Origin of the sequence: Lentzea sp. NPDC020367, assembly GCF_044387305.1 — a bacterium.
GTDB lineage: Bacteria > Actinomycetota > Actinomycetes > Mycobacteriales > Pseudonocardiaceae > Lentzea.
This window is the reverse complement of the sequence record NZ_JBIRVV010000003.1, coordinates 79,874-101,012: the sequence shown is the minus strand read 5'-3', so window position 1 is coordinate 101,012 and position 21,139 is coordinate 79,874. Positions and strand designations below refer to the sequence as shown.

Sequence of the window (21,139 nt, the reverse complement as noted above, 5' to 3'; positions counted from 1 at the left end):
GCTGAAAGTCATGTGATGCGGACTCTCTGAATTGTCGTAGGGGGCGAATGGCCATGACCAGCGATGATGATGGCTTCCCCGAGGTCGACGATCCGTGCATTTCGCACTATGAACCTCCAGCTGTCTTCGACGCCGGAAAAGTGGTCGTGGTGACTCGTGGAAGTTCCAGCGGCAGTGGCGACCCCGCTGGGCAGTCGTTCACCTGATCGGGTCGAGCGCGTCTGCGCCGGATTCGGCGGGCAGGCCGCGGCTCGCGCTCGACCACAGTTCGTGTCGTGAGGTCGAAGGACTCGGCGTCACAACTGTCCTCATCGGACAGTGCATTGCGAGCGACGCCGAAGTTCGTGCCGCCGAAGGCGATCTCCGTCGACTGATGTCGTTGCCTGGCGCCTTTTCGGCTGCGTTGGTCGAAGAACGGGACGTCGTGCTGGTGTCCGACGCCTCTGCCCAGTTCCCGCTGTATGTGGCGACCGCTGGAGAACGCGTGGTGTTCGGCTCGCGGGCTGGTGAAGTGACGGAACAGGTTGGTAGGCGGCCGGATCTGGTTCATCTCGCGGCGCAGATCGTCCTCCCTCAGGTGCCGGAGTTGCTGGTGAGCAGGACCGCGTTCAGCGGTGTTCGCCAGCTTGAACCGGGAACAGCATTTCGCGTCTCTGCCGGAGATACGACACGCGTGACACCTCTGATCGCCGACGAGAGCAGACGCTTCGACGACTGCGCGGAAGAGTTGCGGGAATGCCTTCGCGGAGCCATTTCCGCTCGTACCTCAACCGGGGCCGCATTGTCTTCGGACTTCAGCGGTGGCCTTGATTCCACGTCACTCGCCTTTCTCGCTGCGCGGGAGGTCGATGAGCTTTCCGTTGTGACGTACGCACAAGAAGGTGCGTCAGTCGACGACGACGTGCGGTACGCGGAGCTGTGCGGGCGCCTCGACCCGCGGTTCCGGCATCGCGTCGTCACGGCGGTCGGACAGCATCTTCCATACCAGGACTGGCCTGTCTCGGCCGATCTGCCGCATCCGAGCGGACTTGCGATGGGTCCTGTCCGGCTGCGTATGGCTGCCGCGAGCGGTACGACGCATCTGGTCGGCGAAGGCGGTGATCTGGTGCTGGGTGCGCCACTCGGCTACTTCGTTGATCTGGCCCGACGTGGGGATCTCACGACGCTGTGGAGGCACTGTTCAGCGTGGGCCAGGCTGCGGCACCGATCTTCGCTGGCTTTGTTCCGCAGGAGTGTGAGGCTTGCGGCGATGAACCGGCGACAGGGTTTGACAGCGTTTGCCCGAAGGCTGGAGCGGCCCCGCAGCGAACAGACCGTCCCCTTCTGGGAAGAGCGCGCCATCACGTCTTGGGGCTCGCCTTCGTGCGATTGGCTTGCGCCACAAGCTCGTGAAGCGCTGGCCGGGCACCTGATGGATCTGGCTGACGGTGATGACCACATGGACGCGTGCGATCGGGCGATGCTCGTGCAACTGGACTACATGGGTGCGACGCAACGGACCGTGCGGGAAACCGGTGCGCTGTACGGGATTGACGTGCATGCGCCGTTTCTCGACTCCGAGGTGGTGCGGGTATGCCTGAGTTTGCCTGCTTGGCGACGGTGCGATCCGGCTAGCCCGAAGCCGTTGCTGCGCAAGGCGTTGCAAGGTCTGGTGCCGCAGGTGGTCTTGAGCAGGCGAACCAAGGGGGACTACACCGGTACCGCGCACATGGGGATTCGGCGGAACCTGTCTGCGTTGCGGGAGTTGCTGGCAGAACCGGTCAGTGCGGATCTCGGGTTGATCGAGCCGCGGCGCGTCCGGACGGCGTTGGAGAGGGCGGCGCAGGGATTGGAGACGCCGTGGGCTCCGTTGAACCAGGTGCTGGCCATCGAGTTGTGGCTGCGCGAGTTGACCGGAGGTGTTGCCGATGCCTGACTTCGTGGTTCCGCCCACCGTGCACGTGAAGCTCGGTGAAGGTGGGGACATGGTGCTGCTCAACACGCACACCGGGCAGTGGCACCTGCTCAACACGACGGGGCGGGTGGTGTTCGACGAACTTCGGCGTTCGGGGGATCTCGGTAGCGCGGTGACGGCCCTGGAAGTGCGGTTTCCCTCTGTGGAGGCCGATGTCCTGCGCACCGACGTGGATCGGCTGGTCACCGACCTCGTGGAACGGGACCTCCTGCGGCTGGCGAGGCGGGCCGGAGGGGTGCCGATCGCGTTGCCGGAGCAGCGGGACGTGCCGATGTCGCTGGGCAGCCGGGTGCTGACGGTGGCCTGCCTGCTCACTTCCGTTCTGCTGCTGCGGTTTCCGCTTCGGGTGTCGATCGCCGTGGTGTTGCGGCTCAAGCGGCATCTGGCACGACGGCCGGCGACGGTGCCGGAAGGGCTTGCGGTGCTCAAGGTCGCGCACGCGGTGAGCTACTGGTTTCCCGGGCGGGTGGCGTGCATGGAGCTGTCGTTGACGACGGTGCTGATCGGGGTGGCGCAGCGGCGTGGGCTCGACTGGTGTTTCGGGCACTCGCGCGATCCGCTGACCTTCCACTCGTGGGTCGAGACTCAGGGGGTCGTTGTGCAGCACGGTGATGACGAGCCGGTGTCCGCCACCTACCAACGGGTGCTCGCCGTGTGAGGGCTGCTGTGAGCTGATCTGCCCACAGCAGAGAAAGAAGCGGGCCGGCCGCGCCGCCCGGCATCGTCGGTGCCATGACGAACAGCGAGAAGCTCTTCAGCCCAGGGCTGCGGGAACGGTTCTTCGGTCAGCGGGTGCTGATTCTCGACGGCGCGCTCGACGACGACAACGGCACGGTGCTGGCCACGCAGATGTTGTCGCTGGCCAGTGAGGATCCGCGGCAGGACATCGCGTTGTGGATCAACTCGCCGGGTGGTTCGGTGCCGTCGATGCTGGCCATTCGTGACGTGATGCGGTTGGTGCCGTGCGATGTGGCGACGCTGGCGCTGGGGTTGGCCTGCAGCGCTGGGCAGTTCCTGTTGTCGGCGGGGGCGCCCGGCAAGCGGTTCGCGTTGCCGCACGCCCGGATCCTGATGCACCAGGGGAGTGCGGGCATCGGCGGGTCCGCCGTGGAGGTGGAGGTGCAGGCGGACGACCTGCGGCACACCCGTGACACGGTGCTCGGACTGATCGCGGAGGACACCGGGCAGCCGTTCGACCGGATCTTCACCGACTCGCTGCACGACCGGTGGTTCACCACGACGCAGGCGCTGGAGTACGGGTTCATCGATCACATCGTCAGCGACCTGGGTCAGGTCGTCCCCGTCCGCATGCACAAGCTGGGACTGCACTCGGGAGCCGTCGCATGAGCACCTACACCATTCCCAACGTCATCACGCGGGACGCTCGCGGCGAGCGCGTCATGGACGTCTACTCGCACCTGCTGTCCGAGCGGATCGTGTACCTGGGCACCGGGATCGACTCCGGTGTCGCCAACGCGTTGATCGCGCAGCTGTTCCACCTCGAAGCCGACAACCCCGACCTGGAGATCAACCTCTACATCAACTGCGAGGGCGGCGACCCGTCGGCGATGCTCGCGCTCTACGACACCATGCGCTACATCAAGGCACCGGTCGCCACCACCTGTGTGGGGCAGGCGGTCGCGGCGGGCGCGGTGCTGCTGGCCGCGGGGGCGGAAGGGCGGCGGTCGGTGCTGCCGCACTCCAGGGTCGTGCTGCACCAGCCGGCGGCGCAGGGGCGGGGCACGATCCCGGACCTCATCCTCGCGGCGGACGAGGTGGTGCGGGTGCGGACGCAGTTGGAGGCGATCCTGGCCCGGCACACCGGGCGGACCGTGGCCGAACTGCGTCACGACACCGACCGGGACCGCGTGTTCGACGCGGCGGGCGCCGTCGAGTACGGGCTGGTCGATCGGGTGCTGGACCAGCGGGCCTAGGCGGCGAAGGCCATCGCCACGGGACCGGAGGGGCGGCCCGTCGGGCGTGAGGTGTGGAAGTGGCTCCCGGGACGGAAACCGGGGGCGCGGAGGTTGCGGACCTGGCCGGCGATGCCGATCAGCAGATCGGCCAGGTCGATGCCGAGCGCTCCGGCGACCGCCGCGATCATCTCGCTCGACGGCTCCTTGCGGCCGCGTTCGATCTCGGACAGGTACTGCACCGAGATGCCCGCCCGGTCGGCCACGTCGACCAGCCGGTCGCCGCGTTCCTCCCTGGTCTCGCGAAGCTTCCGGCCCAGGGCTTCCCGCCACAGGGGCTCCGGGGTGCGCTTGAAGTCCAGGATCTCCGCCATGTCGTCATGGTGACAGCATCGGGACGGCCGCAAAGGGCCGTTCTGCTACGAGCAGAAAGACGGCCCTAAAACGACCCGAAGGTGACCGAAAGAGCGCTGAGCAGGCTGTTCCCCGCAAGGCAACGACCACCAAGGGGAGAACATGAGACTGCTCATCGGACTCGGCGCCGCGGCCCTCGCCGCGATCGCGATGCCCGCCGTCGCGCACGCCGCACCGCACACGACCGTCTACGTGCAGAACAACGTGCTGATCGTCGAGGCGGAGCCCGGCAAGACGAACAACATCACGGTCGGCCTGGACACCGCGTTGCACCGCCTCACCATCACCGACTCCGGTGACCTGCTGGCCGTCGGCGCCGGCTGCACGCTCAGCGGTGCCAACGTGAACTGCGTCTACGAGTCCGGTGCCACGAAGCTGATCACGTCGATCCAGATCCGGGCGAACGACCTCAACGACCGCGTCAACGTCGCCTACGACAACACCAACGCCGACGCGATGCCGGCCCACGTGTACGGCGAGGCGGGCAACGACGTCATCGAGACCCGCGCCAGGGGCACGATCAGCGGCGGCGACGGCGTCGACCAGCTTCGGCCCAAGCGCGGTGGCGTGAACGTCTACGGCGGCACCGGCATCGACCGCGTCGACTACAGCATCGGCAGCTCGCTGCACCCGAACTCCGGCGTCTCGGTCACCATCGGCTCCGGCACGGACGACGGCTACGACACGCTGGCGCTCAAGGACTACGTCGCGAGCGACGTGGAGAACCTGACCGGCACCAACTTCGTCGACCACCTGGTCGGCAACGCGCTCGCGAACAGCATCACGGCGTTGAACGGCAACGACCTCATCTGGGGCGCGGCCGGCAACGACACGCTCAACGGCGGCCTCGGCGTGGACACCTGCCTCGACGCCGCTGACGGCGACGTCCTGGTCAGCTGCCCCTGACCTTAATGCGGCTTTAAGCGAGCGCGGCATCCTTCGGGTCCGCGGGCTGACCAGGCCCGCGGACCCGAAGGGGGATGAACGTGAAGGTGATGAGCACGGCCCTGCTCGTGCTGACTCTGACGAGTCCGGGCGTGGCGCGGGCGAGCACGGACGTCGTGACGGTGCAGGCCACCAGCGCGGCGACGTCGGCGGGCAAGACGGTCTCGGTCAGCTGCCCCAACGGCACGAAGGTCGTCGGCACGGGAGGCGCGGTGACCGGCGACCGGACGACGATCACGCGCGTGCGCCCGAGTGACGACCTCACGAGCGCCGAGGTGACAGCGGTCGAGCACGGCGTGGGGACCGTGCTGCCGTGGACGGTGACGGTGCGGGCGACCTGTGCGCCAGGTGAGTTCACGCTGGTGTCCAAGAGCGGCACGAAGAACGCCGAGGCGACCTGCCCCAGCGCTCAGAAGGCGCTCGGCGTCGGGGGCGAGACCACCGGCGGGCACTTCACGAAGATGGCGCCCAAGTCCAACCTCAAGAGCGGCCTGGTCGAGACGTCCGACGGCGACGTTACGGCGCACGCGATCTGCGGTACCCGGCCAGGACTGGTGCTGCGCGGCGGCACCCCGACGGTCGTGGTCACCAAGACCGCCTCGAAGTCCGTTGCCTGCCAAGGCGACGAGCAGGTCGTGAGCGCCGGCGGTGCGGTCGGCGGCGGGATCATCGAGGACGTCACCCCGGCCGGCGCCGGCGCGACCGTCACCGGTGAGGGAACGGACGCGCAGGGCCAGGCCATCCGCTGGTCGATCACGCCCTACGTCGTGTGCTCCCAATGAAGACGCCAGGGTATGGATGCGGGTCGACCTCGATCTCCCGCATCCGCGTGACGTAGGTCTGGTAGCTCCTCCGAGCCTCGCCATGACTCCCTGCCGCGGCGAGGACGCGCACCAGCATCAGGTGCGCCGGCTCGTCGTACGGGTCGCGTTCGAGCACGCGAAGGCAATACCTGCTTGCCAGTGCGTGCTCCCCACCGGATTCGGCCCGTGCGGCGAGCACCGCCACCACCTGGAGGTAGATCAGCCGGGCCTCCTCGTGCAGCCGGGCCGCCCAGTCCTCGTACGGATCTTCTTCCAGGAAGTCGCCGTGGTACGCGGACTCGGCGGCCGCGAGCAGTGACTGCGCCTCAGACGAGTTCCGTTGTGCCGCAGCGAGTCCGGCTCTCGCGTCGGCCAGGAACGCGACCACGTCGACGGGCAGCACGTCCGGGTCGAGCCGGATCGCGTCCCCCTCGGCCACGATCCCCGTGCCCGCGCGCAACACGCTGCGGGCCGTGGACAACGCCACCGCCAGCCGGTTCGCGACCTTCTCCGGTTCCTCGTCGGGCCACAGCAGGTTTCCCAGCGCCTCACGGGTGATCGGCCGCCCGCGCCGGGCGATGAGGATCTTCACCAGGTCCCTGGCCTTGCGCGACTGCCACGCGGCGGGCGGCAGCGGTTCGCCGTCGCGCAGCACCCGGAAACCGCCCAGCGTCTGGATGAACAACGCCGGCCTGGCCGCCTTCCGGCATGTCTCGGCAACAGCCGCGGCGGCTTCGACGAGCACACGAGCACCCAGATCCGCGGCCTGCTGCCGTGCCTCCAGAGCCAGCTGTTCTCCCGCCGCGCCACCGATCAACGCCGCTTGAGCCGTGCGCACCCGGACCTCGCCGAGCGGGTTGCCGATCTCACGCCACAACGTCAGCGCCTGGTCGAGCAGCACCGGATCGCGTTCCAGCACTCCCCGCAGCCGCAACGACCGCGCGAACCCCGCCCGGTCGCCACGCCGGGTCGCGATCTCCGCCGCCTCCTGGCACAGGCCCTTGTCGTGGTCGAGCCACCCCAGCACGAGCAGCGCCGCCACGCTTTCCCCCAGCTCCAACGCCTTGCGGGCGTGCTCCCGCGCCAGGTCGGGGTCGTCGTCGGAGAACAACTCGGCCAGTCCGACATGAGCGAGAACCAGGTGCGGCACGGTGTTCTTGGCCGCCGCGAGCCGAAGCGCCTCGTGCAACGCGAACGCCGCCAGCGCGCGGTCGCCGCGCAACCGGTGCACCTCGCCCAGGTAGACCAGCGGTGCCGCCGCGAGCCAGCTCCCGGCCTGGTCGAAAACCTTCTGCGCGGCGTGGAAATCGGCCGCGGCCTCGTCCAGCCTGCCGAGCCCGAGCAACGCCTCGCCGCGGTTGTGCAGCCCGATCGCCCGGTAGGTGGCGAACCCGGTGACATCTGCGAGCGGCAGCATCTCCTCGATCTCCCGCAACGCCGCCCCGTGCTCACCCGCCTCGACGTGGTGCGACGCGCGGTTCGAGCGGATGCGGATGACACCGAGCACGTCGCCGGCCTTCTGTGCATGATCCAAAGCGAGGTCGTAGTGCTCGGTCAGTTCGTCGCGTTTTCCCTGCGCCGCGGCCACCATTGCGAGAACGGTGTGCGCGGTGCCCATTCCGCCGTCACCGGTGGCGATCTCCAACGCGGCAACGGCCTTCCCCGCCGCCGACTCCAGATCTCCCAACGCCCAGTGCGCACTCGCGGCGGTGCTCAGCAGCATCGACTCCGCCGCGGGATCGGCGCCGTCCGGCACGTACTCGTCGCAGATCTTGAGCGCGTCCTGCGGCCCGCCGCGCAGGTGCTGGATCCACGCCATCCGCCAGGCCAGTTCGGCGGTGAGGCCGTCCGCGGTGGCCTGGGTGAACCGGTCGGCCGCGGGCAACCATTCGCCGCGCAACTGGTGCGCGACGCCTTCGAGCTGCCAGACCTCGGCCGTGCGTTCTTCCTCTGGCACAAGGCTTGTCGCGGTCAGCACGGCGTCCGCACCACGCGTTCGCAACACGTCGCCGAGCAACGCCGTGACACCGGGCCAGTCTTCCAGCGTCGCAAGGGAATCCACCGCGCGGACGTACTCGCCTCGTGAGGTGAACCACCGCGCTGCGGCCGCGTGCACACCCACTGCCGGTTCCAGGAACTCCCGCGCCAGCGGCACGAGCGCGAACCACCCCGGTTCGGCCCGGACGTGTTCGACGAACAGCCCGCGCCGGGCCAGATCGGGCAGGATCACCGCGGCCTTCGGGTGTCCCAGCGACGTCAGCAGATCGATGGTGAACCGATCGAACGCGGCCGCGGTCCTGAGCAGTTCACGAGTCTGGAGTGGTTCTCTGCCAACGACTTCGTCCACCAGGTCGCCGAGCTCCTCGACGGTTCCCGTCTCCGCCACCAGCCGCACCGCGATCGGCCATCCGCCGGTGACGTCGTGCACGTCGTGCCCGGCGACCACAGCCGTCTCCTCCGTCGTGAACGCGAGCTGTGCCGCGGTGATCTCGGTCAGCTCGCCGTCGACCTTCAGGCGCCGCAACGAGAACGGCGCGGGCGTCCGTCCGGACAGCACCAGCCGGGCACTCGGCGGAAGCTGAAGGCACAGCGCCTCCAGCAGCTGAACGGCCGAATCCTCTTGTCTCAGCACATGAATGTCGTCCAGGACGATCAGCACGTCCTCCGGCCAGGCGTCGGCCAGCAGTCCGGCGAGGGCGTGTGCGCGACCGGACTCGTCCTCTCCGGACACCGACGGCACGCCGGCCCACCCGGCTGCCAGGGCGGACGCCATCGGTTGCACCAGCCGATGGCCTTCCTGGCAGGTGTGCCACACGACCGGGCGGTCGGTGTGCGCTTGGGTCAGAAGTGTCGTTTTGCCGTACCCGGCGGGGCGACGAGCGTCGTGAGCCTCGTCGCGCAGAGCAGCCCTTCGAGCCGGGGCCGCCGGATCACCGTTGTCCTCCCACGCCCCAAGATCGTCGCTCCTCCGGCAACGTTACGGATGAATTCGGGCAGATAAGGACAGGTTGGCAGTGACTGCCAGACAGGCGTACGGTGTCGGCATGGGAGTCGACTTCAGGAAGCAGACGGTGCTGGTCACCGGGGCGAGTTCGGGCATCGGCGCGGAGTTCGCGCGGCGGTTGGCGGCACGGGGATCGAGCCTCGTGCTGGTCGCGCGCCGCAAGGACAGGCTGGAGGAACTGGCCGAGCAGCTGCGGGCGGCGCACGGCGTGACCGTGCACGTCGTGGCCGCGGACCTCGCCCAGCCGGGCATCGGCGAGCGGCTGGCGGCGGAGGTCGCCGGGTTCGGCGTCACCAGCGTCATCAACAACGCCGGGTTCGGGAACTTCGGGGCGTTCCACGAGGAGGAGCCCGAGCGGTTGCGGCAGGAGGTCGCGGTCGACGTCAACGCCGTCGTCGAGATCAGCAGGGCGTTCATCGAGTCGTTGCGCGCCAACGGTCACGGTTTCCTCGTGAACGTGGCGAGCATGGCGGCCTACCAGGCGACGCCCTGGTCGTCGGTCTACGGCGCGACGAAGGCGTTCGTGGTGAGCTTCACCGAGGGCCTGTGGGTCGAGTCGCGCGGCACGGGCCTGCGCGTCATGGTGCTGTCACCTGGAGCCACCCGCACCGAGTTCTTCGAGGTCTCCGGCAGTGAGGACATGACGGGCGGCCTGCGGATGCAGACCTCCGGCGAGGTGGTCGAGACCGCGATGCGCGCGCTGGACCGCCGGGTCACGCCGGTCGGGGTCATCTCGGGCCGGATGAACCGCGTGCTGGCGTTCGCCGGACGCCACCTGGCCTCCCGCGCGATGGGCGCCAGGATGATCGGGCGGATGGTGCAGCGCGGTTAGAGTGGGGCTCATGGAGAAGCCGTCGACGCTGTGGGACCGGTCGCGTCAGGCCGTGGTCGCGGAGATCGTCGACACGGCCCTCACCCTGTTCGCGGAACAGGGGTACGAGGCGACCACGATGGCCCAGGTCGCCACGAGGGCGGGCGTCTCGCAACGCTCGTTGTTCCGCTACTTCGGCACCAAGGAAGACCTGGTCTGCGGTGAGCAGGACGCGCTGGGCGACCTGCTGGTCGCGACCGTCGAGGCCCAAGACCCCGGGATGTCCACCTGGGACGCTCTGCGGGCCGGGTTCACCACGCTGCTCACCGCGGGCAACCACACCCCGCAGCGGGTGCTGGAGATCTCCGGGCTGATCTTCACCAACCCGTCGCTGCACTCCAGGTACCTGGAGAAGCGGCTGAGGTGGCAGCGCTCGCTCGTGCCCGCGATCGAGAAGCGGATGGGCATCGAGTCCGGCGAGATCCCGGACGCCCGCGCGGTGGGTGTCATCGCGACGGTGTTCGCGTGCGTCGACGCCGCGTCGGAACTGTGGGTCCGCCACGGCGGCAAGGCTGATGCGTTCGAGCTGTACGAACAAGCGCTTGCCGCCGTGCGCGGTTAGACCGTCACTTCAGACTTCTTGCGGCGCAACCGAAGCACCACCGCGACCACCAGCAGCACGACCAGGATGGTGTAGGCGACCGCCGCGAACGGGCTGCTCACCAACGCGCCGAGATTACCTTCGCTGATCTGCAGGGTGCGCCGGACCTGTTCCTCCGCCATCGGCCCGAGGATCAGGCCGACGACCAGCGGCGCGACCGGATAACCGTGACGCCGCATGAAGAAGCCGATCACACCGATGATCAGCAGCACGATCAGGTCGTCCACGACGAAGTTCACCGCGTAGGTGCCCAGCGCCGCGAACAGCAGGATGCCCGCGTAGAGGTACGGCCGCGGGATCTGCAGCACCTTCACCCAGATCTTCACCAGCGGCAGGTTCAGCACCAGCAGCATCACGTTGCCGATGTACAGCGACGCGATCAGCGCCCAGACCATCGGGCCGTTGTTGGTGAACAGCAACGGCCCCGGCTGGATGCCGTAGCTCTGGAACGCCGCCACGATCACCGCGGCCGTCGCGGTCGTGGGAAGGCCGAGAGTCAGCAACGGCACCAGAACGCCTGCCGCGGCGGCGTTGTTGGCCGCCTCCGGACCCGCCACGCCCTCGATCGCGCCCTTGCCGAACTCCTCCGGCCGTTTCGCGAGCTTCTTCTCCGCCGCGTACGACAGGAACGTCGAGACGTCCGCGCCACCGGCCGGCACGGTGCCGATCGGGAACCCGATGAACGTGCCGCGCAGCCACGGTTTCCACGAGCGCGACCAGAACTCGCGCGTCATCCACTTGCCGCCGATCGGCACGACCTCGATCGGCCCGTGCCGCAGCCGCGACGCCACGTACAGCGCCTCGCCGACCGCGAACACTCCGACCGCCACCACGACCACGTCGATGCCGTCGGCCAGCGTCGCCACCCCGAGGGTGAAGCGCTGCTGCCCGGACAACGTGTCGGTGCCGACGAGACCGATGAACAGGCCGAGTCCCAACGACGCCAGGCCGCGCACGGGGGAGGACCCGAGCAGTGCCGCCACGGTCGTGAACGCCACGACCATCAACGCCACGTAGTCCGCCGGGCCGAGCTGCACCGCGACGTCCGCGATGGTCGGTGCCAGCAGGGTGAGCAACACCGTGGCGATCGTGCCCGCCACGAACGACCCGATCGCCGCCGTCGCCAGAGCCGCCGCGCCCCGGCCGGCCTTGGCCATCTTGTTGCCCTCTAAGGCAGTGACGATGGACGCCGACTCGCCCGGGGTGTTGAGCAGGATCGACGTGGTCGAGCCGCCGTACATGCCGCCGTAGTAGATGCCCGCGAAGATGATCAGAGCGGCGGTGGGTTCCAGCGTGTAGGTCAACGGCAGCAGCAACGCCACCGTCATCGCCGGTCCGATGCCCGGCAGCACGCCGACGGCGGTGCCGAGCGTGACGCCCAGCAACGCGTACAGCAGGTACTCGGGCTGCGCGGCGGTCGCGAAACCCTCCAGCAGCATGGTGATGCTATCCATCGAGGAACGGCACCCCTTCGAAGATCCCGGCCGGCAGCGAGAGGCCCAGGCCGTACGCGAACACGACCTGCACGACGAGCGCCAGCACGATCGCGATGGGCAGTGCCTTCCACCAGATCGCGCCCAGCGACCAGGCGGCGCCGAAGAACAGCAGCGCCGCCGCGACCGGCCAGCCGACCAGGTCGATCAGCACCAGGTGCGCGATCAGCACGGCCACCAGCTTGCCCACGGTGACCCAGTCGGTGCGGACGTTCTCGTCGACGTCCTCACCCTCCTCGGCCTGGCCGAGCTTTCCGCGGGCGGTCGCGATGATGGCCGCGATGCCCGTCACGACGAGCAGAATTCCCACGGCGTAAGGGAACGCGCGTGGTCCTACGGCGTTGTCGTCGCGCGCGGCGATCGTGCCCGCGTCGATCAGGGTGAAGACCCCGATCGACGCGACCAGACCGCCGAACGCGTACTCCTCGATTTTTGCGGCAATCACTTCACGAGCCCGATGTCCTGCAGTGCGGGCTTCACACGCCCGATCTCCTTGGCCATGAACGTGGAGAACTCGGAGCCGGTCAGGAACGTGTCCGTCCAGCCCTTCTTGGACAGCTCGTCCTTCCACTGCTGGCTCGCGTGCATGTCGGTGACGAGCTTGGTGAGGCGGGTCTTGGCCTCGGCCGTGATCGACGCGGGCGCCACGACGCCACGCCAGTTGATCAGCTCGACGCCCAGGTCCTTGAACGTCGGCACGTTCAACTCGGGGACCGGGTTCGGGCCGGACGTGCCCAGCGCGCGCAGCTTGCCCGCCTTGATCTGCTCCTTGTACTCGCCGATGCCGGAGATGCCCGCGTCGACCTTCTTGCCCAGCAACGCCGCCAGCGACTCGCCACCGCCGGAGTACGGCACGTAGTTCAGCTTGGCCGGCTCGATGTTCTTCGCCTTGAGCAGCATCCCGGCGAGGATGTGGTCGGTGCCGCCGGCCGAACCGCCGGTGATCGAGACGCCCTTGCCCTTCTCGTTGACCGCAGCGAGAAGGTCGTCGATCGTCTTGTGCGGCGAGTCCGCGGGCACCACGACGACCTCGTCCTCGGCCGTCAGCCGCGCGATCGGCGTGGTCTCCTCCAGCCGGGCCTGCGACGCGTTGGTCTCCACCGCGCCGACCATGACCAGGCCGGTGATCATCAGGAACGACTCGGAACGCTCGTTGAGGAGCTTCTGCAGGCCGACCGTGCCGCCGGCGCCGCCGACGTTCGTGACCTGCACGGAGTTCGCGAGCTTGGCCCCGCTCACCGCGGACTGCATGGCCCGCGCCGTCTGGTCCCAGCCACCACCGGGGTCGGCGGGCGCCATGATCTCCAGCTTCGCGATGGAGTCACCGCCGCTCGCGCTCTTCGCCCCCTGACCGCACCCCGCGAGCACCAGTCCGGCGGCAGCGACCGCCACCGCTCGTCTCCATGCCGTACCCATCGAGTTACTCCTCGCTTCGTTGCGAACTGTGGGCGGGGACGCTAGGTAACTGGTGGGCGCCTCGTAAGGGTTAGGTCGTAAGTTCCGTATTGGTCGTTTAGTTCGTGACCTGTTTCACAGCTGATGCGTCAGAATTCCATCCATGTTCCGTCGGTCTGTTTCGTTTGGAGCCTTGCTACTGGCATTGCAGGTGGTCATCGTGCTGATGACGACCTGTGCCGCCGGTCTGCTCGCCGCCAAACTGCAGAGCGACCGGATCCGCGACTCCTACAAGGACCGGATGCTGTCGGTCGCGGAGAGCGTGGCGCGGCTACCCACGGTCATCGAGGCCTTCGACTCCGTTGACCCGTCCGCGACGATCCAGCCGTTGGCCGAGGTGATCCGCAAGGCGTCCAACGTGACGTACGTGGTGGTCACCGACCACAACGGCGTCCGCTACGCCCACCCCGACCCGAGGCGCATCGGCGAGCGCGTGTCGACCGACCCGAGCACGGCGTTGTCCGGTGAGGTCTTCGTCGGCACGGAGACGGGCACGCTCGGCACGTCGTTGCGCGCCAAGGTTCCGGTGCGCGCGGTGAACGGCCGGATCATCGGCATGGCCTCGGTCGGCATCCTGGAGAGCCAGCTGTCCGCCGACCTCGCCGAGGACCTGCCGGAGCTGATCGGCTGGCTCGCCGCCGCCGCGCTGGTCGGCGTGCTCGGCGCCGCGTTGATCACGCAGCACGTGCGCCGGCGGACGTTCCGGCTCGAACCCGCCGAGATCGAGCAGCTGCTGAAGACCAGGGACGCGATGCTGCACGGCATCCGCGAAGGCGTGGTCGCCGTGGACGACCAGGAGAAGCTGGCTCTGGTCAACGACGAGGCCATGCGGCTGCTGGGCCTGGCGGAGAACCCGAGCGGGCGGCCTGCTTCTGAGGTCCTCGACGACGGCCTGCTCGACCTGGCGCGCGGGGACGACGACGTCGCGGACCGGTTGGTGCTGGCGGGCGAACGGGTTCTGGTCGCGAACCGGATGACGGCCAAGACGGACGACCGCGCGGTCGGCGTCGTGCTGACGTTGCGCGATCGGACCGAGTTGCACGACGCGTTGCGCGAGCTCGACGGCCAGCGCACCGTCACCGAGGTGCTGCGGGCACAGGCCCACGAGTTCTCGAACCACCTGCACGTCATCGGCGGTCTGCTGGATCTCGATCGCGGTCCCGACGCCGTCGCCTACATCGAACGGGTCGGCGGGGCCGGCTCCGTCACGGCTGACATCATCGACGGAGCGAACGCGGATCCTGCGCTGGCGGCCCTTTTGCTGGCAAAATCCTCCACCGCGCACGAACGAGGTGTGGAGCTCCGGCTCGATCCCGGCAGCTCCGTCGACATTCGTGCGGGCGATGACGCGTTGACCGTGCTGGGAAACCTGGTCGACAACGCGGTCGACGCCGTGGAGACCGGTGGAACCGTGCGGGTGCTGGTGCGCTCGTCGGTGAGCGGAGTGCGGGTGGTCGTGGACGACGACGGGCCGGGCGTGGCCGAGTCGCAACGCGGCCGCATCTTCGACCTGGGCGTGAGTTCGAAGGACGTCCAGGGCGCGCACGGCAGAGGAATAGGTCTTGCATTGGTGTCGAGGGTGGTGACCCGGCGCAGCGGCCGGGTCGCGATCACCGACTCGGAACTCGGTGGCGCGTCGTTCGACGTGTGGCTGCCGGAAACGGGGAACCGATGAGCGTGCGAACGCTCGTGGTCGATGACGACTTCGCCGTGGCGGCGATCCACCGCGGGTTCCTGGAGGCGATGCCCGAGTTCGAGGTCGTCGGCGAGGCGCATCGCGGTGGAGAGGCGTTGCGGGCCGTGGAGGCGCTGCGGCCCGACCTGGTGCTGCTCGACATCCACCTGCCCGACATGTCCGGGCTGGACGTGCTGTCGAGGCTGCGTGCTCGCAGCGGGCCGCCGGTCGACGTCATCGCCGTGACGGCGGCGCGCGAACGGGAGACCGTGCGGCAGGCCATGTCCCGCGGCGTGGACAACTACCTGGTGAAGCCGTTCACGCGCACGGCGTTCCTCGACCGGATGCGGGAGTACCTCGCCCAGCGCACCGAGGTCCAGCGGCTGGGGCAGGTGCTGGACCAGGACGAGGTCGACTCGCTGATGCACCACCGGCCGCGCACCCCGGCCATGCCCAAGGGCTTGTCCGCCGTGACGCTGCGGCTGGTGACGGAAGCGTTGCGGGACAGCCAGAACGATCTCTCGGCCCAGGAGGTCGGGGATCGGGCGGGACTGTCCCGCGTGAGCGCGCGCCGCTATCTGGAGCACCTGGTGACCATGGGCAAGGCGGAGGTGCAGCCGCGGTACGGCATGGCGAACCGCCCGGCGCACGGCTACCGGCTGACCTGAGCGTTCCAGTCGATGCGGTAGTTCTGGTCCTTCGTGAACGCCTTGGCGCCGAAGGTCTTCATCACGAGCGGCATGAGCAGCCGGGTGATCGGGCCGATGCCGCGCTTGTTGCTGTTGGTGCGGGCCGCGCGTGCCGCGATCGCCTCGACGCGTGGACGCCGGAGCCGTTCGTAGGTCGCGAAAGCCTCTGTCAGGTCAGGGATGTCGCGCAGGCAGCGGGCCAGTTGCACCGCCGACTCGGCCGCCAGTGACGCGCCCTGACCGGAACTGGCGCTCGGCGCGTGGGCGGAGTCGCCGACCAGCACCATGCGGTCGCGGTGCCAGCGCGGGACGCTCGGCATGATCTCCAGCGGGCCGCCGCCGATGATGGTGCTGCTGTGCGCGAGGAGTTGCTTCGCCGGCATGTCGTCCCCGTAGGCCACCCGCAGCCGGTCCAGCCAGGTGGCTGCGGGGACCGCGTCCATCTCGGCCGTCGTCAGCGGCTCGGGGACCGCGAGGTTGTTGAACCACGCGATGGTGCCGTCCGGTTGTTCCCAGTAGCCGAGGAACGAGCTGCCGAACACGAAGTACATCGTCTCCGGATCGCCGTGCACGCCGCTGTTCTCCGCGTACGAGCCGAATCCCAGCAGGCCGACGTACTCGGGTTCCGGGGCGGCCGGATCGATGATCTTGCGGACCTCGGAACGGATGCCGTCGGCACCGATCAGCACGTCACCCGACTCGCTGGAGCCGTCCGAGAACGTTGCCGTGACACCGCTTTCGTGGGTCTCCACATCGACCAGGCGCTTGCCGTACTCCACCTTGACCCGCTGGGCGACCGTCAGCTCGCGCAGTCGTTGGTACAGCTCGGCCCGCGTCACGACCCGGCTGGTGCCGCCGGTGATGCGCCCGAGCGTTCTGCCCTGCGAGTCGGCCATCACCATGTGGCGCAAGGGATCGCCGAAGTCCGATTCCAGTCCCACGATCTTCAGCGCCGCGAGGCCGTTGGGTGCCACGGTCAACATGCCGCCCACGCCGTCCGCGGTCGTGTCGTACGCCTCGAAGACCACGGCGTCCATGCCTGCCTTCTGCAGGGCCAGCGCGGTGACCGGGCCCGCGATGCCGCCCCCGATGACTAATGCCTTCATCATTCCCTCCCGAAGATTTCCCGCCACAAGTGCTGGTACTCGGCTTTCGCCAGTTCCCCCGTGAGCTTCTCGACCAGCCGCAGTTCGGCCTCCAGCAACGACATCCGGTACTCCTCCTCGACGAGGAAGATCCACTGGACGCCGTCGGCGGTCGCCTTGCCGACCATCGCGCGCGTCTCGTCGAGGTCCTTCGTCAGCGCGTCGGCACGTGCCTTCAGCAGCTCGACGGACTCCACCGGGTCCAGCACCGAGATGAGCGACAACGCCACACCGAACTGCGGGTACTCGTGCGCCGGGTCGCGGACGAGCTCGCGCATCCAGTCGTGCAGCTCGTCGCGTCCGGTGTCGGTCAGCGCGTAGATCGTGCGTTCGGGCCGTTGGGTGTCCTTGACGGTCTCCTGCTCGGCGACGAACCCGGCCTTCCGCAGCTGCTCGACGACCATGTAGAGCGAGCCGCGGTTGAACTTGATGTTGCGGTCCTTGCCGGTGTCCTTGAGTTGTTTGCCCAGCTCGTAGGGGTGCATGGGGCCCATCACGAGATGTGCCAGCACCGCCAGCGCCAGCGGGTTCGACACCTTGCGCCGCATGCGTCCTCCTTGGTTGATGTCAACTATCCGACTCTGACTAGTCGATGTCAACTATTTCTCCGATTGGTCTATACCTCGTATTGACCGGTCCGTTTCCCGGTCCCAGACTGAGTGGCACAGGCCGCCTCCCTGCAAGGAGGTTCGGCATGTGCCTCTCCAGAAAGATCCTCCCGCTCCTCGCGGCCCTGGTGACCCTCGCGGGTCTCGTCGTGGTCGCCCTCGTCAGCCCGGCACCGTCGCAGGCCGCGGGACACGAGGACTGCCGCCCGGACGGCCTGTACCGCACGCCCGGCGTCGACACCCCGTACTGCACGGTCTACGACATCGCCGGCCGTGAGCTGATGGGGGACAAGTCCCGTCGCGTGATCGGGTACTTCACCAGCTGGCGCACCGGGAAGAACGGCGCACCCGCGTACCTGGCGAACAACATCCCGTGGACCAAGATCACGCACATCAACTACGCGTTCGCGGGCATCGGCACGGACAACAGGATCTCGGTCGGCCCGGCGGGCGCCGGCAACGCGTCGACCGGCATGGAGTGGCCAGGGGTTCCCGGTGCCGAGATGGATCCCGCGCTGTCCTACAAGGGCCACTTCAACCTGCTGACCAAGTACAAGAAGCAGTACCCGAACGTGAAGACGCTGATCTCGATCGGCGGCTGGGCGGAGTCGGGCGGGATCCTGAACCCGGACGGCACCCGCAACGCCACCGGTGGCTTCTACAAGCTCGCGCAGTCGCAGGCGTCGATCAACACGTTCGCCGACTCGGTCGTGACCTTCCTGCGCACCTACGGCTTCAACGGCGCGGACATCGACTACGAGTACGCCACGTCCAACAGCTACGCCGGAAACCCCGACGACTTCTGGATCTCCAACGCCAACCGCGGCACGTTGTGGGCGGGCTACGAGAACCTGATGCGGACGTTGCGCGACAAGCTCGACCGTGCCGGAGCGGCCGACGGCAAGCACTACCTGCTGACCGCAGCGGTTCCGGCGTCCGGCTGGTTGTTGCGCGGCCAGGAGACCTACGGCGTCACGCGGTACCTCGACTACCTCAACATGATGAGCTACGACCTGCACGGCGCGTGGAACCACTTCGTGGGCCCGAACGCGGCGCTGTACGACAACGGCCAGGACGCCGAACTGGCCCACTGGCAGGTGTACACGACACCGCAGTACGACGGGCAGGGCTATCTCAACACCGACTGGGCCTATCACTACTTCCGCGGCGCGATGCAGGCCGGCCGCATCAACATCGGCGTCGGCTTCTACACCCGCGGCTGGAGAGGCGTCACCGGTGGCACGAACGGCATGTGGGGCCGCGCAGCCTTGCCCAACCAGGCGCAGTGTCCACCCGGCACCGGCGGAACCGTCGGGTCGACCGTCCCCTGCGGCAACGGCGCCGTCGGCATCGACAACCTCTGGCACGACGACCTCAACGGCATGGAGGTGCCCTCGGGCGTGAACCCCATGTGGCACGCCATGAACCTCCAGAACGGCATCACGCCGGACTACCTCACGAAGTACGGCCTCGACCCGGTCAACGACCCCGACGACCGCGTTACCGGCACCTACTCCCGCAACTACAACAGCACGATGGTGACGCCATGGTTGTGGAACAGCACCAAGAGCGTCGTCCTGTCCACTGAGGACGACGTCTCCATCGCCGCCAAGACCAGCTACGTCACCAGCAAGGGCCTCGGCGGCATCATGATCTGGGAACTGGCCGGCGACTACGCCTACGACAGCGCCAAGTCCCAGTACTACATCGGCGACACGCTCATCTCGAAGATCGACGAAGGCCTGCGCGGCGCCGCTCCCTACGGCGCGTCGAAGGCCGGCCGCACCATGCCCTCGTCCGTGCTGAACGTCAACGTGGGCGTGTCCGGATTCGCCCTGGGTGACGCCAACTACCCGATCAACCCGACCATGCGGATCACCAACAACTCCACCACGACGATCCCCGGCGGCACCCGCGTCGAGTTCGACTACGGCACCAGCGCCCCCGGCAGCATGACCGACCAGTCCGGCTTCGGCCTCTCCGTCGCGACCCGAGGCCACAGCGGCCCGAACGTCGGCGGCCTGCGCGGCGACTTCCAGCACGTAGTCGTGACACTGCCGAGCTGGCAGACCATCGCACCGGGCGCCTCGGTCGACGTCCGGCTGAACTACTACATGCCGATCGCGTCGCCGTCGAACTTCACGTTCACCTTCGGTGGCACCAGTTACGCCATCGCCGGTGACCTGCCGCGCGGTTCCGGCACCCCGCCGACGTCGACCACCACCACCTCGACCACGACGTCCACAACCACCACGACCACAACCACCACCACTACTACGAACCCAGGTGGTTCCGCCTGGGCGCCGTACGTCACCTACGCGACCGGGGCGCTGGTGACGCACGGCGGTTCGAACTACCGCTGCCGCCAGGGCCACACCTCGTTGCCCGGCTGGGAACCACCGAACGTCCCGGCGTTGTGGGAACGCGCGTAGCCGAATCCACAGTGGAGGACCGGCTCTCGTGCCGGTCCTCCGTTTGTGAAGGTTTCGGCGGACCCTCTCCGTTCTGTGGCAGCATCGGTCGCATGAGATCTGGGGGCAGAATTCTGGTCGTGTTCGCCGCGCTCGTCGGCCTGGTCGCGTGCGGAACGGGTGCGCAGGCGACGGAGGTTCCGTCGTGCGAGACCGGACTGCGGTTCACCACGAACGTCACGAGCGCGGCCATGGGTCTGCGGGTGATGTCCGTCGAGGTGGCCAACTGCGGTGCGGAACCGGTGCAGCTCAACGGGTATCCGCAGGTCAGGTTGTTCGGTGAGGAGCGGGAGCCGTTGGACGTCGAGATTCTCGACGGGTCGGGCGGCATCGCGTCGCTCGACGGCTTCGACGACGCGCCGCAACCGATCACGGTGCCGCCCGGTGAGAGTGCGAAGAGCGCGTTCGTCTGGCGGAACACGCACGCGTCGGTCGACCCGCCGCTGGTCGGCAAGTACGTCGACATGGCGGCCGCGCCGGGTGGCACGTGGCAGCCGCTGGTCGCGACGACGCCGGAGGGACGCATCCTCGTCGACCTGGGCAGCACCGGGCGCCTGGGCGTTCGGGCCTGGTACCGCCAGTGACGGAGATAAGGCGCGCGACCTCGGACGACGCCGCCGCGGTGGCCCGGATCTGGTATCCGGGCTGGTGCGACGCGCACCTCGGCAACGTGCCGCAGCGGCTCGTCGACGCGCGTCCGGAGGAGACCTTCGAGCCACGCGCGTTGGAGCACGTCGAACACACCACGGTCGCGACGGTGAACGGCGAGGTCGCCGGGTTCGTGATGGTGATCGGGGACGAGGTCGAGCAGGTCTACGTCTCCGCCGATCATCGCGGATCCGGTGTCGCGAAGGCACTTCTGGCCGCTGCCGAGAGCGAGGTGGCGGCGAACGGGCACTCGCACGCGTGGCTCGCCGTCGTCGCCGGGAACGCGCGGGCGCGCCGGTTCTACGAACGGCAGGGTTGGACGGACGAAGGCCTGTTCGACCACCAGGCACCGCATGCGGACGGGCCGATCCCGGTTCCGGCGCACCGCTACACCAAGCCCGTGTGATCGTGTCGGGTGTGTTAAATCTTCTGGTGGCGCTGGACTTCCGT

21 protein-coding genes are annotated in these 21,139 nt (G+C 68.4%); 14 read left to right on the top strand and 7 right to left on the bottom strand.

The annotated features are described in order from the left end of the window. Window positions 1–47 precede the first annotated feature (47 nt). The 5 genes from ACH413_RS12770 (at window position 48) to ACH413_RS12750 (ending at window position 3,888) form a co-directional block, all read left to right on the top strand. Window positions 48–206 (top strand): lasso RiPP family leader peptide-containing protein, encoded by a 159-nt coding sequence (locus ACH413_RS12770; RefSeq protein WP_360041332.1) that lies wholly within the window; start codon window positions 48–50, stop codon window positions 204–206. After that, window positions 203–1,915 (top strand): albusnodin/ikarugamycin family macrolactam cyclase, encoded by a 1,713-nt coding sequence (locus ACH413_RS12765; RefSeq protein WP_360041742.1) that lies wholly within the window; start codon window positions 203–205, stop codon window positions 1,913–1,915. Before ACH413_RS12770 ends, ACH413_RS12765 begins: the two co-directional genes overlap by 4 nt. After that, window positions 1,908–2,612, top strand: coding sequence for a lasso peptide biosynthesis B2 protein (locus tag ACH413_RS12760; protein WP_360041329.1), 705 nt, complete (start codon window positions 1,908–1,910; stop codon window positions 2,610–2,612). Before ACH413_RS12765 ends, ACH413_RS12760 begins: the two co-directional genes overlap by 8 nt. Window positions 2,613–2,686: 74 nt before the next feature. Beyond that, on the top strand, window positions 2,687–3,301 hold the full coding sequence (locus ACH413_RS12755; protein ID WP_360041326.1) for an ATP-dependent Clp protease proteolytic subunit: 615 nt from the start codon (window positions 2,687–2,689) through the stop codon (window positions 3,299–3,301). Further along, window positions 3,298–3,888 (top strand): ClpP family protease, encoded by a 591-nt coding sequence (locus tag ACH413_RS12750; RefSeq protein ID WP_089917037.1) that lies wholly within the window; start codon window positions 3,298–3,300, stop codon window positions 3,886–3,888. The genes ACH413_RS12755 and ACH413_RS12750 overlap by 4 nt, the downstream gene beginning before the upstream one ends. Here ACH413_RS12750 and ACH413_RS12745 read toward each other — a convergent pair. After that, a complete protein-coding gene (locus ACH413_RS12745) occupies window positions 3,885–4,241 on the bottom strand; it encodes a helix-turn-helix transcriptional regulator (RefSeq protein WP_330273428.1) in 357 nt (118 codons plus the stop codon). The genes ACH413_RS12750 and ACH413_RS12745 overlap by 4 nt on opposite strands. A 142-nt stretch (window positions 4,242–4,383) precedes the next feature. Between ACH413_RS12745 and ACH413_RS12740 the strand changes: the two genes are divergently transcribed. Both ACH413_RS12740 and ACH413_RS12735 read left to right on the top strand, forming a co-directional pair. Beyond that, window positions 4,384–5,187: a hypothetical protein gene (locus tag ACH413_RS12740; protein WP_360041322.1), complete on the top strand. Its 804-nt coding sequence runs from the start codon at window positions 4,384–4,386 to the stop codon at window positions 5,185–5,187. An 89-nt stretch (window positions 5,188–5,276) separates the two neighbouring features. Further along, window positions 5,277–6,008 carry a hypothetical protein gene (locus ACH413_RS12735; protein ID WP_360041319.1) on the top strand — a complete coding sequence of 244 codons (732 nt, stop codon included), beginning with the start codon at window positions 5,277–5,279 and terminating at the stop codon, window positions 6,006–6,008. On the opposite strand, the gene ACH413_RS12730 is transcribed toward ACH413_RS12735, so the two are convergent. Continuing rightward, window positions 5,980–8,802, bottom strand: a complete 2,823-nt coding sequence (locus tag ACH413_RS12730) for a BTAD domain-containing putative transcriptional regulator (RefSeq protein WP_360041316.1) — start codon at window positions 8,800–8,802, stop codon at window positions 5,980–5,982. The two genes, ACH413_RS12735 and ACH413_RS12730, sit on opposite strands and share 29 nt — an antisense overlap. A 271-nt stretch (window positions 8,803–9,073) precedes the next feature. Here ACH413_RS12730 and ACH413_RS12725 point away from each other — a divergent pair, with 271 nt between their 5' ends. Further along, on the top strand, window positions 9,074–9,865 hold the full coding sequence (locus tag ACH413_RS12725) for an SDR family oxidoreductase (protein WP_360041313.1): 792 nt from the start codon (window positions 9,074–9,076) through the stop codon (window positions 9,863–9,865). 10 nt (window positions 9,866–9,875) lie between these two features. After that, complete coding sequence (locus ACH413_RS12720) at window positions 9,876–10,466, top strand: TetR family transcriptional regulator (RefSeq protein WP_360041310.1); 591 nt, start codon at window positions 9,876–9,878, stop codon at window positions 10,464–10,466. Here ACH413_RS12720 and ACH413_RS12715 read toward each other — a convergent pair. From ACH413_RS12715 to ACH413_RS12705, 3 genes are read right to left on the bottom strand one after another with little or no spacing between them, the layout of a single operon-like run. Further along, complete coding sequence (locus ACH413_RS12715) at window positions 10,463–11,959, bottom strand: tripartite tricarboxylate transporter permease (protein ID WP_360041307.1); 1,497 nt, start codon at window positions 11,957–11,959, stop codon at window positions 10,463–10,465. The genes ACH413_RS12720 and ACH413_RS12715 overlap by 4 nt on opposite strands. Further along, window positions 11,952–12,443 carry a tripartite tricarboxylate transporter TctB family protein gene (locus tag ACH413_RS12710; protein WP_360041305.1) on the bottom strand — a complete coding sequence of 164 codons (492 nt, stop codon included), beginning with the start codon at window positions 12,441–12,443 and terminating at the stop codon, window positions 11,952–11,954. Before ACH413_RS12710 ends, ACH413_RS12715 begins: the two co-directional genes overlap by 8 nt. Beyond that, window positions 12,440–13,390, bottom strand: a complete 951-nt coding sequence (locus tag ACH413_RS12705; RefSeq protein WP_360041303.1) for a tripartite tricarboxylate transporter substrate binding protein — start codon at window positions 13,388–13,390, stop codon at window positions 12,440–12,442. Before ACH413_RS12705 ends, ACH413_RS12710 begins: the two co-directional genes overlap by 4 nt. Window positions 13,391–13,619: 229 nt before the next feature. Here ACH413_RS12705 and ACH413_RS12700 point away from each other — a divergent pair, with 229 nt between their 5' ends. Next, window positions 13,620–15,128, top strand: a complete 1,509-nt coding sequence (locus ACH413_RS12700) for a sensor histidine kinase (protein ID WP_360041739.1) — start codon at window positions 13,620–13,622, stop codon at window positions 15,126–15,128. Beyond that, window positions 15,125–15,796 carry a response regulator gene (locus ACH413_RS12695; RefSeq protein ID WP_360041302.1) on the top strand — a complete coding sequence of 224 codons (672 nt, stop codon included), beginning with the start codon at window positions 15,125–15,127 and terminating at the stop codon, window positions 15,794–15,796. The genes ACH413_RS12700 and ACH413_RS12695 overlap by 4 nt, the downstream gene beginning before the upstream one ends. Here the strand turns inward: ACH413_RS12695 and ACH413_RS12690 are convergent. Both ACH413_RS12690 and ACH413_RS12685 read right to left on the bottom strand, forming a co-directional pair. Further along, the gene (locus ACH413_RS12690) at window positions 15,781–16,923 is read right to left on the bottom strand and encodes an NAD(P)/FAD-dependent oxidoreductase (protein ID WP_360041299.1); all 1,143 of its coding nucleotides are present in this window, start codon (window positions 16,921–16,923) and stop codon (window positions 15,781–15,783) included. The two genes, ACH413_RS12695 and ACH413_RS12690, sit on opposite strands and share 16 nt — an antisense overlap. Next, on the bottom strand, window positions 16,923–17,510 hold the full coding sequence (locus ACH413_RS12685; RefSeq protein ID WP_360041296.1) for a PadR family transcriptional regulator: 588 nt from the start codon (window positions 17,508–17,510) through the stop codon (window positions 16,923–16,925). Before ACH413_RS12685 ends, ACH413_RS12690 begins: the two co-directional genes overlap by 1 nt. A gap of 146 nt (window positions 17,511–17,656) precedes the next feature. Between ACH413_RS12685 and ACH413_RS12680 the strand changes: the two genes are divergently transcribed. From ACH413_RS12680 to ACH413_RS12670, 3 genes are all read left to right on the top strand, one after another. Then, entirely contained in the window at window positions 17,657–20,002 is a 2,346-nt protein-coding gene (locus ACH413_RS12680; protein ID WP_360041293.1) for a chitinase C-terminal domain-containing protein, read from the top strand. 92 nt (window positions 20,003–20,094) lie between these two features. Continuing rightward, the gene (locus tag ACH413_RS12675) at window positions 20,095–20,625 is read left to right on the top strand and encodes a DUF4232 domain-containing protein (RefSeq protein WP_360041290.1); all 531 of its coding nucleotides are present in this window, start codon (window positions 20,095–20,097) and stop codon (window positions 20,623–20,625) included. Beyond that, window positions 20,622–21,095, top strand: coding sequence for a GNAT family N-acetyltransferase (locus ACH413_RS12670; RefSeq protein WP_360041287.1), 474 nt, complete (start codon window positions 20,622–20,624; stop codon window positions 21,093–21,095). Before ACH413_RS12675 ends, ACH413_RS12670 begins: the two co-directional genes overlap by 4 nt. Window positions 21,096–21,139: the final 44 nt, after the last annotated feature.